Origin of the sequence: Hymenobacter plasmatis, assembly GCF_020711255.1 — a bacterium.
Lineage (GTDB): Bacteria > Bacteroidota > Bacteroidia > Cytophagales > Hymenobacteraceae > Hymenobacter.
In genome coordinates, this window is sequence record NZ_JAJFAW010000010.1 from 48,996 (window position 1) to 65,301 (window position 16,306).

General features: G+C 62.8%; 12 protein-coding genes. 7 read left to right on the forward strand and 5 right to left on the reverse strand.

Going from position 1 to position 16,306, the window contains the following annotated elements:
* Window positions 1-116: 116 nt before the first annotated feature.
* Together LJ738_RS09180 and LJ738_RS09185 are read left to right on the forward strand one after the other, a co-directional pair.
* A complete protein-coding gene (locus LJ738_RS09180; RefSeq protein ID WP_227786034.1) occupies window positions 117-1,454 on the forward strand; it encodes a Gfo/Idh/MocA family protein in 1,338 nt (445 codons plus the stop codon).
* 113 nt (window positions 1,455-1,567) lie between these two features.
* Window positions 1,568-2,131, forward strand: coding sequence for a YceI family protein (locus LJ738_RS09185; RefSeq protein WP_227786035.1), 564 nt, complete (start codon window positions 1,568-1,570; stop codon window positions 2,129-2,131).
* 130 nt (window positions 2,132-2,261) lie between these two features.
* Here the strand turns inward: LJ738_RS09185 and LJ738_RS09190 are convergent, their stop codons facing one another.
* The 3 genes from LJ738_RS09190 to LJ738_RS09200 form a co-directional block, all read right to left on the reverse strand.
* On the reverse strand, window positions 2,262-4,721 hold the full coding sequence (locus LJ738_RS09190) for a TonB-dependent receptor plug domain-containing protein (RefSeq protein ID WP_227786036.1): 2,460 nt from the start codon (window positions 4,719-4,721) through the stop codon (window positions 2,262-2,264).
* Between the two features lie 181 nt (window positions 4,722-4,902).
* Window positions 4,903-5,910, reverse strand: a complete 1,008-nt coding sequence (locus LJ738_RS09195) for a fatty acid desaturase (protein ID WP_227786037.1) — start codon at window positions 5,908-5,910, stop codon at window positions 4,903-4,905.
* Window positions 5,911-6,008: 98 nt separating this feature from the next.
* Window positions 6,009-6,407, reverse strand: coding sequence for a hypothetical protein (locus LJ738_RS09200; RefSeq protein ID WP_227786038.1), 399 nt, complete (start codon window positions 6,405-6,407; stop codon window positions 6,009-6,011).
* 359 nt (window positions 6,408-6,766) lie between these two features.
* On the opposite strand from LJ738_RS09200, the gene msrA reads away from it, so the two are divergent.
* From msrA to LJ738_RS09225, 5 genes are all read left to right on the forward strand, one after another.
* Window positions 6,767-7,441 carry a peptide-methionine (S)-S-oxide reductase MsrA gene (gene msrA / locus LJ738_RS09205; RefSeq protein ID WP_227786039.1) on the forward strand — a complete coding sequence of 225 codons (675 nt, stop codon included), beginning with the start codon at window positions 6,767-6,769 and terminating at the stop codon, window positions 7,439-7,441.
* Window positions 7,442-7,593: 152 nt separating this feature from the next.
* On the forward strand, window positions 7,594-12,282 hold the full coding sequence (locus tag LJ738_RS09210; RefSeq protein ID WP_227786040.1) for a PAS domain-containing protein: 4,689 nt from the start codon (window positions 7,594-7,596) through the stop codon (window positions 12,280-12,282).
* A gap of 95 nt (window positions 12,283-12,377) precedes the next feature.
* On the forward strand, window positions 12,378-13,535 hold the full coding sequence (locus LJ738_RS09215; protein WP_227786041.1) for a methionine aminotransferase: 1,158 nt from the start codon (window positions 12,378-12,380) through the stop codon (window positions 13,533-13,535).
* Window positions 13,536-13,567: 32 nt separating this feature from the next.
* Complete coding sequence (locus LJ738_RS09220; protein WP_227786042.1) at window positions 13,568-14,353, forward strand: amidohydrolase; 786 nt, start codon at window positions 13,568-13,570, stop codon at window positions 14,351-14,353.
* 289 nt (window positions 14,354-14,642) lie between these two features.
* Window positions 14,643-15,272 (forward strand): DUF3575 domain-containing protein, encoded by a 630-nt coding sequence (locus LJ738_RS09225; RefSeq protein ID WP_227786114.1) that lies wholly within the window; start codon window positions 14,643-14,645, stop codon window positions 15,270-15,272.
* A gap of 68 nt (window positions 15,273-15,340) precedes the next feature.
* Here the strand turns inward: LJ738_RS09225 and LJ738_RS09230 are convergent, their stop codons facing one another.
* Window positions 15,341-15,496: a hypothetical protein gene (locus LJ738_RS09230; protein WP_227786043.1), complete on the reverse strand. Its 156-nt coding sequence runs from the start codon at window positions 15,494-15,496 to the stop codon at window positions 15,341-15,343.
* A gap of 82 nt (window positions 15,497-15,578) precedes the next feature.
* Window positions 15,579-16,130, reverse strand: coding sequence for a Riean_0653 family protein (locus LJ738_RS09235; protein ID WP_227786044.1), 552 nt, complete (start codon window positions 16,128-16,130; stop codon window positions 15,579-15,581).
* Window positions 16,131-16,306 lie beyond the last annotated feature (176 nt).

Sequence of the window (16,306 nt, forward strand, 5' to 3'; positions counted from 1 at the left end):
ACCCCTCCTACTCCCAGGTTCCGGCATCGATTGCGCAATTATAGTCAGCTCAACCTGGCGATAATCTTCCAGGATGCGACCAACTTACGGGCCGAAACCATCCTAATTCCCATCCTATGGAACGCCGCTTATTCACGCAGCTTACCGGCACGGCGCTGGCCGGCTCGCTGCTTACCAACAACGCGCTGGCCTCGGCGCTGGCCCTGGCCAAAAAGAAACGGGTGGCCATGGTGGGCACCGGCCACCGCGGCCTGGGCATGTGGGGCACGCCCGTACTGGCCGAACACGGCCGCAGCATGGAGTTTGTGGGCCTCTGCGACATCAACCCCGGCCGCGTGGCCACCGGCAAAAAGATGCTGGGCGTGAGCTGCCCCACCTACACCGACTTCGACAAGATGATGCGGGAAACCAAGCCCGACGTCCTCATCGTAACCACCGTGGATGCCACCCACAACGAATTCATTGTAAAGGGCATGGAGTACGGGGCCGACATCGTGACCGAGAAGCCGATGACCACCGACGAGAAGAAGTGCCAGCAGATTCTCGATGCCGAAAAGCGCACCGGCAAGAAGGTAAAAGTGACCTTCAACTACCGCTACTCGCCGCACCGCCAGAAGCTCTACGAGCTGCTGCGCTCGGGCGTGATTGGCAAAATTGAATCGGCCGATTTCCACTGGTACCTCGACGTGCACCACGGCGCCGACTACTTCCGCCGCTGGCACCGCCTGCGCCAAAACAGCGGCTCGCTGCTGGTGCACAAGGCCACCCACCACTTCGACCTGCTGAACTGGTGGCTGGAGTCGGACCCGGAGGAGGTGTTTGCCTACGGTCAGCTCAATTTCTACGGCAAGAACAACGCCTTCCGGCACACCAACTGCCGCCCCTGCCCGCACAAAGACAAGTGCGCTTTCTACTGGGACATGACCAAGGACAAGCGCCTGATGGCCATTTACGCCGACAACGAGAAGTACGACAACTACCACCGCGACGGCTGCGTGTGGCGCGAAGACATCGACATTTTCGACAAGATGGCCGTGCAAATCAAGTACGCCAACCAGGTGCAGGTCAGCTATTCGCTTACCACCTACTCGCCCTACGAGGGCTACCGCATTGCCTTTAACGGCACCAAGGGCCGCCTCGAAGCCTGGATTAAGGAAAAGCAGCCGTGGGAGGAAGAGCCCTTCGACGAAATCCAGCTCACCACCAGCTTCGGCAAGCGCGAGTTGATTCGCGTTCCCAACAACGAAGAAGGCCACGGCGGCGGCGACGTGCGCCTGCGCAAGCAAATCTTCGCCCCCGATGGCAACGACCCCTACCGCCAGGCCGCCGGCACCCGCGACGGGGCCATGGCCTGCCTCATCGGCATCGGCGCCCGCCACAGCATCGACAGCGGCAAGCCCGTTAAAATCGGAGACTTAACCACAATACAACCTTCGGCCACGCGCGGCGTTTGAACTTTCTCAGGGGGACGGCGTTTGGGCATCAAAGATAATTGATGTACCAACATTTCATGTAGCAACATTTGTTATCTTTGCCTTCAACATTCACCTTTTCAATCTTCACCCCCATGTCCGAGACCGCAACCTCCACCGCCACCAAATGGGTACTCGACCCCACCCATTCCGAAGTGCAGTTCAAAATCAAGCACTTGGTTATTTCCACCGTCACGGGTTCGTTCAAAACCTTCCAGGGCTCGATGCAGACCGAAGGCGACTCGTTTGAAAACGCCAAAATTGAGTTCTCGCTCGACGTGGCCAGCGTGGATACCAACCAGGAGCAGCGCGATGCCCACCTGAAGAGCGACGAATTCTTCGACGCGACTAAGTTCCCACACATCAAGTTCGAGTCGACTTCATTTGTGAAAGAAAGCGGCGACACCTACAAGCTCACCGGCAACCTCACGATGAAAGACGTGACCAAGCCCGTAACCCTGGAGGCCGAATACGGCGGCGAAGCCGTCGATTTCTACGGCAACCACAAGGCAGGTTTCGAGGTATCCGGCAAAATCAACCGCAAAGAGTTCGGCCTGACCTGGGGCGCTGTGACCGAAGCCGGCTCCATCGTGCTCGGCGACGACGTGAAGCTGATTATCAACGTACAGTTCGTGAAGCAGGCACAAGCCGCTGCTTAATTCGCGATGCCATTACGCCAAAGCGGCTGCTTCTTCCGAAGCAGCTGCTTTGGCTTTTTTGCGCCCCGGCATTATGCTGAGCGCAAGCAAGTTTCCAGCTCAATAATGAATCGGGCGCGCGCCACCCGGCCTACTCTACCCGCAAACTTCCGCGGCCTTGCGCCGGCTGGCCGGCACCGGACAAGCCTTCGGCCTGAAGTTGAAAACCGCCTTTGGCGTCAGAAGTAAAGAAGGTTACTTCGGCTTGGCCGGCTGCGTCGGTGCGCACCGAGGGGTTCCAGTAAAGCGTGGCGCGGCGGGTATCAGGAAATTCGCGGTTGGTGTGCGGGGAATCGTAGCGGGGCACGTAAAACTCGCGGCCGCAGTGGTAGCCCGGCATGTTCAGCACAACCACGCCCGGCGCCGACTCGCTCGACGGCTTGTAGGCCGGACTGCCGCGGCGGGTGTATACGCCAATCACGCCGTTGGCTGCCTGGCTGCCGTAAATGGCCGCTTGGGGCCCCTTCAGCACCTCAATGCTTTCTACTTCGGATGCCTGATAATTCGCAATATCCTGAAAGCCGACGGGCGCGCCATCGAGCAGGAACAGGGGACTGGCATTGCCCGTGATGGTGCTGCCGCCCCGAATTATTACACTGGGGTTGCGGATATCGCCCGATACGCTCACCCCCGCCACGCGCCCGCGCAGGTAGTCCAGCACCGTAAGATTGGATTTGGGCAAAGCCGCCATGTTGACCACCGTGGCATCGTCGGGCGAGTGCAGGCGGCGGGAGTCGACAGGCTGGGCCTTGGCCCCCCGGACTGTGACGCCGCCGAGCAGGATGGACCTGGTAGTGTCGAGGCGGAACTTACGCTCGGTGGCCCGCTGCTGCTGGCTGCGGCTCAGGGCTTCGGCCAGCGCTACCGGTGCCTGCAGGGGCAGCGGCGGCAGTGGGCGGGCGGCCACGGGCGGGCCCGCGTCGAGGTGCAGCACCACGGGCCGGGCGTCTTTGGCACGAGCCTGCAAGGTTACGCGGGTGGTGTCGCAGCCGCCGAAGCCGGCGAACAGGAAGTAGCCGCCGGGGTTGCCCACCGCCGTGAGCACCTGCTTGGTGGGCCAAGACTCCAGGAACGTGAGCTTGCTGTTGGGCACGGGCTTGCCGTTGGGCTGCGTCACCTGCCCCGAAATACCCAACGAGCGTTCGACGCCATAGTCACGCACGGGGGCCTGCCCCGCCAGCACGGCCTTCCACACAAAGCGCCGCCAGCCCTGCGTGAGCAGCAGCGCATCGAGGTGCTGGGCCGTTTCGGGGGTGGGATTCTGGAAGTAGTAATTGGGGTTTTCGACGTAGCCGGCCAGGTCGGAAGTGAGCAGCAGGTGCGAGGCAATGTCTTCGGGGCCGGCGCCGGCACCTTCGCTGTCCGTAATCGCCAGCGAGAGGTTGGCCGCGACGGGCTGGCCAGTGGCATCGGCCACCGACACGCGCACCCGCACGGGCTGGCGGGCGCGGTAGCTGGCCCGTTCCGGGGTGAGCGTGACGCGCAAGGCCGACTGGGTTTGGGCAAAGGCCAGCCGCTCGGCCAGCGGGTTGCCCTGGCCATCAAACAAAGTAAAGTGCACAATGCCGCCCGGAAACTTGCTTTTGGAAATGTGCATCGCAAAGGTTTCGGTGCCCGCCATCTGGCTCCGGGCCACGTAAGCCACCGTGCCCCGCACCTGCCCCACCAGCAGCACCGGCCCGGCGCCGCCCCCCTGCTTCTGGATAGCGACCAGAAAATCGTTGGGCAGCGTGACTACGTGCAGGAGGTAGCCCGCTTGCTGCACTGCCGGCAAGGCCACCGTCATGGGCACGGCGGCCGGGGCCACCACGGCGTGGTAGCGCTGGCCTGGCACCGGCGTAAACGTGAAGGTGCCCATGCCCAAATGGCTGCTGCGAAAAGAAGCTACCAAGTGGTTTTCCGCATCAAACACCTGGCCCTGCATGTCGAGACCGTGGGCGTTGTGGTTGGTAGCTTTGAAGGCCACGGTGTTTTCCAGGCCCGCAATCAGGTTGCCGCCTTCGGGGAAAAACTGGACGTCGGGCGGAGCCGCCACGGCGGCAGCGGCGCGAAAAGCCGCCGCCGCTCGCGCCCGCACCGCCCCCGGCTTTGAATCGGGGGCATCGACCGGCGCGGCGGGCCACACGGCCACGCGGCGGGAAAAGAAAAAGTCGGGGCCGGCATTGCGCATCCAGCCGGTGTAGGCGCGCAGGGTGTAGTTGCCGGGAGTCAGAGTGTCGGGCAGGGCGATGTCGCCGGGCGCCAGGCCCGCGTCCAGGAGCAGGTTGCGCCGGGCCACTACCTGGTTGTTGGCATTCAGCAGGTCCACGTGCAGCACTTTGCTCAACGTATCGGGCCGGTGCTGGCGGGCATCTACCACGTAGGCTTTCAGCCAAATGGTTTCGCCGGCGGTGTACCAGGCCTTGTCGAGGTGCAGGTAGGCTTTCTCGGGCAAAGCCGCGCCGTAAAATCGCTGAACGCCCTGCATAATGCGCTGCACCAACTCATCGTTGGGCGGCGTGCGGAAAGCAGCCGCCCCGGCCAGCAGCGCCAACGCGGCGAAAAGAGACAAAAGCCGGCGCGAACGCAAACGGGTAGAAAGCAGCACGTAGTATTGGGTAGAGGATACAGGAAAGCACCACACCCCAACCCGCCGCTTAGAGTGGTCCGGTTAGTATAGGCCAAGCCAAATATAGGCGTACCCAACCATTCTGGTCATGTGCATCTTGGAATCCTCTAAATTAGCGGGGCAGTCAGGAGGCCGACAGCAGTTCCTTGTCCGGCACGCTTTGGTCCTTGAGCGTGGCCGTGCCGCGCTCCTTGCGCATGATGCGGGAATAAAGGCTGATTTCCTGGTCGAACAGGAACTTGAAAAACAGCTTGGTGTAGCTGGTGTGGGCCAGCAGCGGCTCGTAGAACTCGGGGGCCACGCGCTTGAGCTTGGGCAGGTTGTTCCACGGAATGCTGGGCATGTCGTGGTGCTCGTTGTGGTAGCCCACGTTGAGGTTGATGCCGTTGAGCCGGCCGTAGTACGAATAGGTTTCCTGCTCGGGGCTAAGGGTGAGGTAGTGCTCCTGAATCCAGCGGGCGCCGAGCGGGTGCAGCCCCACCGAAAACCAGAAGCTCAGGAACAGGTAGAGCAGCGCCGTCCAGCCCAGGAAGTACACCACGGCCACGTCGAAGGCCAGTTGGGCCACAATATTGGCGGCCACGTACCGGTCGATGGTGGCCACTTCGCGGCAGCGCGCCGTGCGAATAACCTGAAACAGCGGGAAGAAAAACAGCCAGATGGCCTTGCCGATGCTGTAGTTGTGAATCAGCTTGGCCTCGTACCAGTCGGGCAGGTCGGCGTCGAGCTCGTGCACGCCCTGAAAGACGTGGTGCTTGATGTGGAAGTTCTTGAAGCTGATGGCCGTGGGAAACACCGACGGGAAGTTGGCCAGAATGCCGGTGGCCACGTTTTGCCACAGCCTTTTGAACACCAGGTTGTGGGCCGCCTCGTGAATGACCACGAACAGCGTGTGCGAGAAAAACGCCCCCACCAAGTAAGCTACCGGGATGGTCCAGTACCAGGCCTGATTGCGGAGCAGGTAGGCCAGCGCTACCTGGGCGGCCACGCAGCCCAACCCAATGAGTAAGGTGGCGGGGTTGCGCGCCATGAGCTGCTTCACCTCGGGGTGGGCCCGGATGATTTGGCGGGTGCGCCCGCGGTGGGGCTCGGGGGCCGTGGCAACGGTAAAAGCGGTAGGAGCTGGGGCCATAAAGTGCTGAAAACGGGCGCGGCAGAAAGTAGCCGCACGTAAGTAGGCTTTCAGACAAAAATACAGCAAATAGGTTCAGGCCCGGGAGGCGGGAGTCCCTACATCTGCTTCAGCCACTCCCGGGCGGTATCCATATCGTCGAACGTAGCCACTACCGGCCCTTCGGCCGTGAACTGCAGCGTGAGGTCGGTGCTGAGGCGGCTGTAAACATTGGGCGAGTACACCCAAGCAAAGTACTTCAGCCCGGCGGCCGTCATGGCCGGAAACCACTCGCGCCCGCCCCACTCCGAGGCATCGCTCCACATGCTGGTCACGCGCGTGTTGTCGTTTAGCACTTTGCTGCTCCGATGCTCCACCATGAACCGCAGCATTTCCTGGCATCCGTCCTGCACGCTCGTCAGGTTCTGGTCGCCAGTCCAGTCGGCATGCAACCACTCATTCAGGTGGTCATAGGCAATGGTGAGATGAGGGGATTCGTGTAGCGTTTGCAAAGACATAGCATCGGATTAGGGCAGTGCGGCCTGCTACGGCTAATACGTAGCGAAGGATACAGAAAAGCCCAAAATACTTACCCAATATACCACTCAATACTTACAAAGGCGCTTTTCGATACGCATTTATACGTACAAAGTAAAAATATAACTCGAAAAGCTATCCAACTAAACAGGTTCGGGCCTCCTCAAGCTGAACATTATTAACAGCTACTTTCTTGTGTTGCTACTAGCCACGCAAGCCAGACAGCAGCCTACTTCGTATAGAATTACTGAGGCGCTGGCTCCGGTGAAAGGTTTGCTTCCGACGGGCGTCTACCTCCACAAAACGCCGGTTTCGGCACTATTTCTGTCTTCTCTTTTCCATGAAAAACCGATTGAAATCCTTTGCCAGCGCCGGCCTGCTGGCGCTCACGGTGGCGTGCGGCTCGCAGCAGCCAGCCGATGCTCAGAACCCGCCGCGCTCCACCGCCGGCTTCGCCCCAACTAACCTGAAGGGCCTGGCAATAGCCACCTTTGCCGGGGGGTGCTTTTGGGCCCAGGAGGAGGCTTTTGAGCAGATAAAGGGCGTGAAGCAGGTGGTGAGCGGCTACGCCGGCGGCACCAAAGCCAACCCCACCTACGAGGAAGTAGCCGACAAAACCACCGGCCACACCGAAACCGTGCAGATCTACTACGACCCCAAGGTGGTGAGCTACCAAAAGCTGGCCGACATCTTTTTCACGGCCTCGCACGACCCCACCCAGCTCAACCGCCAGGGCCCCGACGCGGGCCCCGAGTACCGCTCGGTGGCATTCTACCGCACGCCGGAGGAGAAGCAGATTCTGGAGGCCACCATTGCCCGGGTCAATGCCTCGAAAGAATACAGCGGCAAAATTGTGACCCAGGTGGTGCCCTTCCAGAAATTCTGGCCGGCCGAGGCCTACCACCAGGGCTACTACCGCCTGCACCCCGAAAACCCATACATCGCCCACGTATCGGCCCCCAAAGTCGAGCACGTGCAGAAGGCCTTCCCCAAAGATTTGAAGAACCCACTGTAAAGGCTGGTCCGCCTTTGCAGCGTTTAACATGATAGCCCCGGCCGCCCTGGCCGGGGCTTTTTTGGGCTGATACCCCACGCACCCGAGCCAGCGAGTATCTTTGAAAACAGAAGCTGCCCACCGCTTGCGGCGTTTCGCTGCTCTCGCCCTGTATGTCCCCTTCCGCGACACGTGCCCTAGACTTTGAGCTGCTGTTTGCCGCGCTGCCTACTCCGTTTGTGGCACTGGCGCCCGATGGCACCATTCTGGCGCAGAATACGTCCATGGCTGCCCTGCTCGGTGGGGCCAGCGGCTTGGTGGGCCAGCCCCTGGCCGCCTTGGCCGAAGCGCTGGCCGCCACCGGCAACATCCTGGTAGCGCCCGATGTCTGGGATGCGGGCCTGCGGGCGGCTCAGGCCGGCGCCCCCCAAGTCCTCACGCCTGAATGGGCTGGCGAAATACCTTCGAAAGCAGCAGCGGACGCACCAGCCCCCTCCTACTGGGAAGTTACCCTGCAGCCCGTGCATGCCCCAGCGGCTAATGGCCAAGCTCTGGGCGAGTTGCGCTACATCCTGCTGCGCCTGCTGGACGTGGCCACGCAGCTGCGCACGGCCCATAGCCAGGCACAACTGCAAGATCAGCGGCTGCGCATCCAGCGCATCCTGGACCAGCTGCCCCTGACCATCAGCACGATGGAGGGGCCCAATCTGGAGTTTACGTTTCTCTCGGCCCAGGCCCGGGCCACCATGGGCGAGCGCGCGGCCCTGGGCCGCACCGTGGCCGATAGCATGCCCGAAATAACGGCCCAAGGCTACCTGCAGATGCTCCAGCAGGTGCGCGACAGCGGTCAGCCGTTGTTTGGCCACGAAGAACGTACCGAGCTGTGGGACCCGGCCACCGGCCAGCTGCAGGAGCGCTACCACAACTTTGGGTACCTCCCTTTGTATGGCGAGCAGGCCACGGGCGTGCTGGCCTACGGCCTCGACGTAACCGAGCAAGTGCAGGCCCGCCAGCGCAACGAGGCCCTGACGGCCGATGCCCAGGCCGCCGACCAGCGCCTGCGCCGCGTGACCGAAAGCCTGCCCACCATCACCTTCATCACCAACCAGGACCGGCAGATACTCTACGTGAGCCCCCAGTGGTTTGCCTACACCGGCACTGCCCCCGAGGACCTCGACCGGGAATGGATGGCGCGGCTGCACCCCGACGACATCCCCAATGTGCTGGAGCAGTACGAGGCCGCTTTGGCCGCCGGCACGCCTTGGCGCTACAAGCTGCGACTGCGCCGGCACGACGGCCAGTACCGCTGGTTTATGAGCCAGGGGGTGCCCGAGCCGCTGGAAGATGCGCAGGCCGCCGGCCGCTCGCGGCAGTGGTTCGGCTCCGACCTCGACATTCACGACCTGCACGAAACCCAGCTCCAGCTCCAGGCCAAAGACCAGCAGCTCAGTCAGATTCTGAGCCAAAGCCCGGCCATGATTGCGACCGTGGCCGGCCCCGACCACCGCTTCACCTTTACCAACGCCGCCTACGATGCGCTGATGGGGCACCGGCCGCGCGTGGGCGCGCCCGCCGCCAGCTGCCTGCCCGAAGTGTCCGAACAGGGCTTTGTGAAGCTGCTCGACACGGTGTACCAGTCCGGCAAAACGTTTGAGGGCCGGGCCATGCCCCTGCAGGTGCTGGACACAGCCAGCGGCGAGCTCCGGCAGGTATACCTCGATTTCACGTACCAGCTTCTGCGCGATGGGCGCGGCGAGGCCACCGGCATCCTGGCCTTTGGGGTCGACGTGACCGAGCAGGTGCTGGCCCGCCAGGAGGCTGAGCGGCTGCAGGCCGACCTGCGCGCCGCCGACCGCCGCCTGCGCCGCCAGGCCGAAGTGCTGCCCATCATCACCTTCACCACCGACGCCACCGGCCGCACCACCTACATGAGCCCGCAGTGGTACGCCTTCACGGGCCAGAAGCCCGGCGGCGAATGGGACGAGGTGGACATGGTGTGGGCCGAACGCCTGCACCCCGACGACCAGGAAAAAACCCGGTTTGAGATTCGGCAGAGCATCAATTTTGCCCGGCTGGGCCGGATAGAAGTGCGCCTGCGCGGGGCCAACGGCCAGTACCGCTGGTTTATGACGGAGGCCGTGCCAGAGCTGGACGCCGCGGGCCGCCTCCGGCAGCGCTACGGCTACCTGCTCGACGTGCACGAGCTGCGCGACACCCAGCGCCGCCTAGAAGACAAAGACCGGCAATTGAGCCAGATTCTGGACCAGGCGCCCGCCATGCTGGCCACCACGGAAGGCCCCGAGCATCGCTTCACCTTCTTTAATTCAAGCTATGGCCAGCTGTTGGGCCACCGCATTCAGCTGGGCCTGCCCATGGCCGAGCTCCTTCCGGAACTGGCGACGCAGGGCTTCGTTGAGCTGCTCGACCGCGTGTACCGCACCGGCGAAACCTTCGTGGGCAAAGAGGTGCCGGTTTGGCTCCAGGCGGATAATACGCCGGGGGATTCGGCGCAGTATTTTGACTTCAGCTACATTGCCCTTCGCGATGGGCAAGGCCACATCACCGGCATTTTGACCTTTGCGCTGAACGTGACCGAACGGGTACGTACCCGCCAACAGGCCGAGGAGCTGGCCGCCGAAATAAACCGCCGCGACGAGCAGGTGCGCACCATCACGGCATCGGTGCCGGTGTTTATCTTCAACTTCAGCCCCGACGGCCAAATCACGTACACCAACCCGTATTTCTTCGAATACACGGGCCTGGACCCGGCCGCCTCGTCCGATGAGATATGGGGCGTGCTGCCCCCCGACGACCGGGCCACCGTAAGCGCCCTGGCCCAAACGGCCATGGCCGCGGGCGAGCCCTGGCAAGCCACCTTCCGGTGCCGGCGCAAGGACGGCGAGCTGCGCTGGTTTCAGACCAAGGCCCAGCCCTACACCGATGCCAACGGCCGGGTAGCGGGGTTTAGCGCCGCCACCGTAAAAATTCACGAGCTGCACGAGCGCACCGAGGAGCTGGCCCGCAGCCGCGCCGATTTTGCGGCACTGGCCGACAACATTGCCCAGCTGGCCTGGATGGCCGATGCGCAGGGCGCCATTTTCTGGTACAACCAGCAGTGGTACGACTACACCGGCACTACCTTCGACAGCATGCAGGGCTGGGGCTGGCAACAGGTGCACGACCCGGCGCTGGTAGACGGCATTCGGGACCGCTACGTCGCGAGCATTCAGGCCGGCGAGCCGTGGGAAGACACGTTCCCGCTGCGCCGGCACGACGGCGAGCACCGCTGGTTTCTGAGCCGGGCCCGGCCCATCCGCGACCCCGCCACCGGGGAGGTGGTGCGCTGGTTTGGCACCAACACCGACGTGACGGAGCTGCGCCAGCTCCAGGACCAGCTCAGCGACAGCGAGGAGGAATTGCGCATTCAGGCTGAGAGCATTCCGCAGCAGGTGTGGACGGCTCAGCCGGACGGTACCGTGGATTTTTTCAACCACCGCACGGCCGCGTACGTGGGCGAGTCGATGGAGCGCAGCGGGGCCGCCCACTGGCTCAACTTTGTGCACCCCGACGACCGCGCCCCCATGCAAAGCCGCTGGGACCAGGCCATTGCCAGCCAACGCTACTTCGAAGCTGAGTTCCGCCTGCGCCGCTACGATGGCCAGTACCGCTGGTTCTTGGGCCAGGCCCAGGCCCGCCGCGCCCCCGGCGGCCAGGTGCTGAAATGGTACGGCACCAACACCGACGTGCACCAACAGCGCGTGCTGCAGGAAGAGCTGGTGCGGCGCGAGGAGCAGTTCCGCTTCCTGGCCGAAAGCGTACCCCAGATTGTGTGGACCAGCACCGGCGTGGGCGGCAACGACTACATCAACCAGCGCTGGTACGACTACACGGGGGTGGAGCCGGCCGAAAGCGGCGACCGCGCCAACTGGCCTGCCGTGATTCATCCCGACGACCTGAACATGACCAACCTGCGCTGGAAGCGCTGCGTGGAAACCGGCGAGTTCTTCGAGATAGAGTACCGGTTCCGGCGCCACGACGGCGTTTATCGCTGGTTTTTGGGCCAGGGCCGGGCCCAGCGCGGCGCCGATGGCAGCATCATCAAGTGGTTTGGCACCTGCACCGACATCGACGACCAAAAGCAGGTGCAGCAGCAGCTCGAAGCCCAGAACGCCCGCCTGGTGCGCACCAACGAGGACCTGGACAACTTCGTGTACACCGCCTCCCACGACCTCAAGCAGCCCATCAACAACATGGCGGGCATCTTTGAGGAGCTGACCCGCACGGCGTATTTCCGCGACCCCGACGCCATCAAGCTCATCGCCTATTTTGAGCGGGCCCTGGCTCAGATTTTTGGCACCATCGACGACCTGAGCGCCATTGTTCGGGGCCAGCGCCAGCAGCAGGAAGTGCCCCCCGAACCGGTAATGCTGGCGCCGCTGGTCGATGAAGTCATCGGCAGCCTGCAAGACCTGGTGCGGCAGACCGGCGCCACGTTTGCCCTCGATTTTGCCACCTTCCCGGTGGTCACCTTCGTGCGGCCCAACCTGCAAAGCCTGCTCTTCAACCTCATCAGCAACTCGCTCAAGTACTCCGCGCCCGGCCGGCCGCCCCTCATCCGCCTTAGCAGCACCCCCGATGCCGTGACCGGCCGCCCCATCCTCACGGTGCAGGACAACGGCATCGGCATTGATATGGAGCGTTTTGGCCCGCAGCTCTTTCAGCTTTTCCGCCGCTTTCATACCCACATCGAAGGCACCGGCATGGGCCTGTACCTGGTCAACCGCATCGTGCAAAACCACGGCGGCCAGCTGGAAGTCACCAGCGCCGTTGACGAAGGCACGACGTTCCATATTTATTTGTAATTCAGCTCAATAATCAGACACAAATAATAAACTCCCCTCCTTTTTATAAGGAAGGGAGTTTTTGTTCTTTCGCCTTTTCATCTCACCCCTTCCCCGTGCTCCAATCCAAACTTCCGGACGTCGGCGTCAGCATTTTCACCCAAATGACTCTGCTGGCCCAGGAAACCGGTGCCATTAACCTTGCCCAGGGATTTCCGGACTACGACCCGCCCCAGGAGCTAATGGAAGCCCTGGCGCGCCATGCCCGCACGCCGGGCCACCACCAGTATGCCCCCATGCCGGGGCTGCTCCGGCTGCGCGAAGCCATTGCCGCCCAGGTAGCCCGCCTGCAGGCCGATGCGCCCGCGCCCGACCCGGCCACGGAAATCACCGTTACGGCCGGCGCCACGGAGGCCCTGTATGCGGTGCTGGCGGCCGTGGTGCGGCCCGGCGATGAGGTGCTGGTGTTTGAGCCGGCCTACGACCTCTACGGGCCGGCCATCCGGCTGCAGGGCGGAGTGCCGCGCTACGTGCGCCTGCCCGCTCCGCACTTCCGCCCCGATTGGGAGGCTGTGCGCCGGGTGGTGTCGCCGCGCACCCGGCTGGTGATGGTAAACACACCCCACAACCCCAGCGGCGCCATTTTCACGGCCGACGACTGGCACGAAATGGCCCGCCTGCTGGCCGGGACCGACGCCCTCGTGCTAAGCGACGAGGTGTACGAGCACCTCGTGTTCGACCGGGCCCCGCGCATGAGCGCCCGCCAGCACCCGGAGCTGCGCGAGCGCAGCTTTGTGCTCTCGTCTTTTGGCAAGACCTACCACGCCACCGGCTGGAAAGTGGGCTACTGCATTGCCCCGCCCGCCCTCACCGCCGAGGTGCGCCGGGTGCACCAGTTCGTCACGTTTGCCGTGAACACGCCCACCCAGCACGCCCTGGCCGACGTGCTCGCCGCCGATACCACGGACGCGCATGCCCGCGGCCTGGCCCATTTTTACCAGCAGAAGCGCGATGAGTTCCGCGCCCTGCTGGTGGGTGCCGGCTGGGACTTGCTGCCCGTGCCCGGCGGCTACTTCCAGCTGGCCCGCTACGGGGCGTTTTCTTCGGACAACGACCTGGCTTTTGCGCAGCACTTGGCCCGCGACAAAGGCGTGGCGGTGGTGCCGGTGTCCGCATTTTACCACGATGGCTTTGACAACGGGCTGATTCGCTTTTGCTTTGCCAAAGAGCGAAACACGCTGGATGCCGCGGCCACGCGCCTGCAACGCGACTAGCGCCCCAATCGGTTACCTGTTAATTGCCTGCCATGTCAGACCTCACCGTTTCCTTCGTCCAAACGAAGCTGCACTGGCACGATGCCATCGCCAACCGCGCCACGCTGGACATTGCCCTGGCCCGGCTGGCGGCGCCCACCGACCTCATCGTGCTGCCCGAGATGTTCACCACCGGCTTCAGCATGGAGGCCCCGGACCTGGCCGAGCCCATGGACGGCCCCACCGTGGCGTGGATGCGCGCCCACGCCGCCGCCCACAACACGGTAGTCACCGGCAGCGTCATCATCCAGGAAGACGGTGCTTACTTCAACCGCCTGCTTTGGGTGCGCCCCGACGGCAGCCTGAGCACCTACGACAAGCGCCACCTGTTTACGCTGGCCGGCGAGCAGCACGTGTACACCCCCGGCCGCGCCCGCCTGGTAGAGGAATGGCGCGGCTGGCGCATCTGCCCGCTCGTGTGCTACGACCTGCGCTTTCCGGTGTGGAGCCGCAACCAGCCCACCGAGCCCTACGACCTGCTGCTGTACGTGGCCAACTGGCCCGCCGTGCGCCGCATGGCCTGGATGACGCTGCTACGGGCCCGCGCCATCGAGAACGTGGCCTGCGCGCTGGGCGTGAATCGCATCGGGCACGATGGCCTGAACCACGAGTACGCCGGCGATTCGGCCCTAATCGATGCGCGCGGCAATTACCTAGTAGAAGCCAACGAGCAGGCCGGCGTTTTCACCCACACGCTACGCCGCGACGAGTTGGAAGATTTCCGCACCAAGTTCGCCGCCCTGAACGACGGCGATGCCTTTGAGCTGTGCGGCGAGTAGCGTGCTCAGCCCGCCAACGGGGTGAATGGCTTCTTACACGTTTTAATGGTCGTCGTTGTAGCATGTAAAGTGGTTTGCAATCTTACGTAAATCACCGTTTGGCTAAACTAGCGAACGTCAGTTGCCTTTAAACCGCTGGCGCTGGAAGGGACGCGTGCAACCCTGCAGCGGGGTTGCCGGTCATCGTTTCGCTGGGACCTGCACAGCACGCACGCGGCTCCCTATTCTTTTCCTTTACCTTGGCTGGATGAAACACAGTTACTTTTTCGCGGCCTTGCTCGGCTTGTGCATGGGCGAATCTATTTCAGCCGCTGGGCAAACCAGTGCCCCGGTACCGCTGCGGTCCCACGTGCTTACCGTCGGCTTTCGCGGAGGCAACTGCGGCGTCGGCCAGCCAGCGGAGTACACGCTTGGGTTCGAAACGGCGCTCTCGACGCGGTTTCGACTGCACACGGGGGTGGGATACAACCAGCAAACCATCCGAAGCCATGACCAATACATTGTCTACCATCCGGACAGCACCCCTCTGGAAGAGGCCTCTTACAACGACCATTCCAGGACGCGGCGGCGACACGTCTCCTTGACCACGCAAGTGCGCTACGTGTTGGAGCGCGGAAAGGCGCCGGGCGTGGGCCTCTACGTGGGCGGCGGGGTCGTCGGCACCTACGAAACCCGTAGCATGACGCACACCGACGTTAAACTGGGCAACGAGAACTTTCAAGCGTGGCGCGCGCAAGCCGCGTTGCACATCGGGCGGCAGTGGGCGCTGGGTTCCCGGTTGGCCCTCGACACGTTCATAGGCGGGGAGGCCATCGTTTTAGGGCTGCGCGACCGGGGCCAGTCCAGGTCAGTGGGCCATTTGCCCTTTGACACCTTGCTCACACCAACGGCGGGGGCTGCAGTCGGGTACAGGTTTTAAGCGCGGGGCTCGCGGTGCGGGAAAGAAACGCTCGTTTTGCTAGTCGGACACTTTCACTGAACCCCTCGTTACGTCCCGCTGCTGAGCCAGTCGACCAGCCACAAGCCGCCCGCTACGATGGCCGCGCCCACGGCGACCACCACGCTCGTCACCACGCCGATGGCCACCACCCAGACTACGCCCGGCACCTTTTCCATGCCATCACCAGCTTCAAACAAACGCATGGAGCAAAGCTAGCACACCCCGCCGCCTGGCAAGGGGTGGCGGAAGAGTTCCACCGTTTTCCTGAACGCAGCTCGTTCAGTATTATAATTTGTCATCAAAGCGGCCCTGCGTCACTTTAATCGTGTCACAGCCGGGCTTGGCGAGGGTATAATCGAAGGTGCCCGAAATGATGCCGGTCTGCAAGTTGAGTCGCGTGATGGTGAGCGTGCCCTTGCTGAAAGTGCCCGACCGACTGGCTTCAAATTCATTGCACGGGAGGGCCCGGTTGTCGTCGTCGAACGAGCCTTTGGCTTCCCCTTGTCTTGGCCCAAACGGATAGGAACCAGGGCTTGTAATGTTTATAGCATTGAACGCAAGTGCTTTCTTTTCACCAGCCAGGACCCGGTATGTTCGCACTACTAAGTCGCCGCCGTTGAATCCCGGGTCGTAACTCACGTCAAAATTAGGGCCTAGTCCCACCCGCCCTTGTGGGGTGTAGGGCTGACCGTTGACGAGGCAGCCGAAGGTGCCTGCTCCGGTCTGGGTAGCCGGCGGTAGCTGCGCGGCTGGGTCGAGAGGCCGAGGGTCGTTCTTGCACTTACTGCATTGAGTCAACAGCAACAAGGACAGGTAAAGGGGCAAGGAGCGGCGCATGGCGGAAAGGTAGCACGGGCGGGCTCGTCTTAGGTTGGATTTATTAGCTCCTTTGCGTGAACCACTGCCCATCGGCGTTTACCGGACTGGCAAAGTAGCCCTAAGGTTCAGATTGAGTTTAAGAAACTCGTTCACTAATCAAAGTTCACGAAACTCAAAATGAAGATGAGTTTCGT

Bases quoted from the DNA above. Each gene is read 5' to 3' on its own strand.
- LJ738_RS09230 (WP_227786043.1), bottom strand. From the start codon at position 15,496: ATGCGTTTGTTTGAAGCTGGTGATGGCATGGAAAAGGTGCCGGGCGTA.
- LJ738_RS09195 (WP_227786037.1), bottom strand. From the start codon at position 5,910: ATGGCCCCAGCTCCTACCGCTTTTACCGTTGCCACGGCCCCCGAGCCC.
- LJ738_RS09185 (WP_227786035.1), top strand. From the start codon at position 1,568: ATGTCCGAGACCGCAACCTCCACCGCCACCAAATGGGTACTCGACCCC.
- LJ738_RS09180 (WP_227786034.1), top strand. From the start codon at position 117: ATGGAACGCCGCTTATTCACGCAGCTTACCGGCACGGCGCTGGCCGGC.
- LJ738_RS09220 (WP_227786042.1), top strand. From the start codon at position 13,568: ATGTCAGACCTCACCGTTTCCTTCGTCCAAACGAAGCTGCACTGGCAC.
- msrA (WP_227786039.1), top strand. From the start codon at position 6,767: ATGAAAAACCGATTGAAATCCTTTGCCAGCGCCGGCCTGCTGGCGCTC.
- LJ738_RS09210 (WP_227786040.1), top strand. From the start codon at position 7,594: ATGTCCCCTTCCGCGACACGTGCCCTAGACTTTGAGCTGCTGTTTGCC.
- LJ738_RS09235 (WP_227786044.1), bottom strand. From the start codon at position 16,130: ATGCGCCGCTCCTTGCCCCTTTACCTGTCCTTGTTGCTGTTGACTCAA.
- LJ738_RS09225 (WP_227786114.1), top strand. From the start codon at position 14,643: ATGGGCGAATCTATTTCAGCCGCTGGGCAAACCAGTGCCCCGGTACCG.
- LJ738_RS09200 (WP_227786038.1), bottom strand. From the start codon at position 6,407: ATGTCTTTGCAAACGCTACACGAATCCCCTCATCTCACCATTGCCTAT.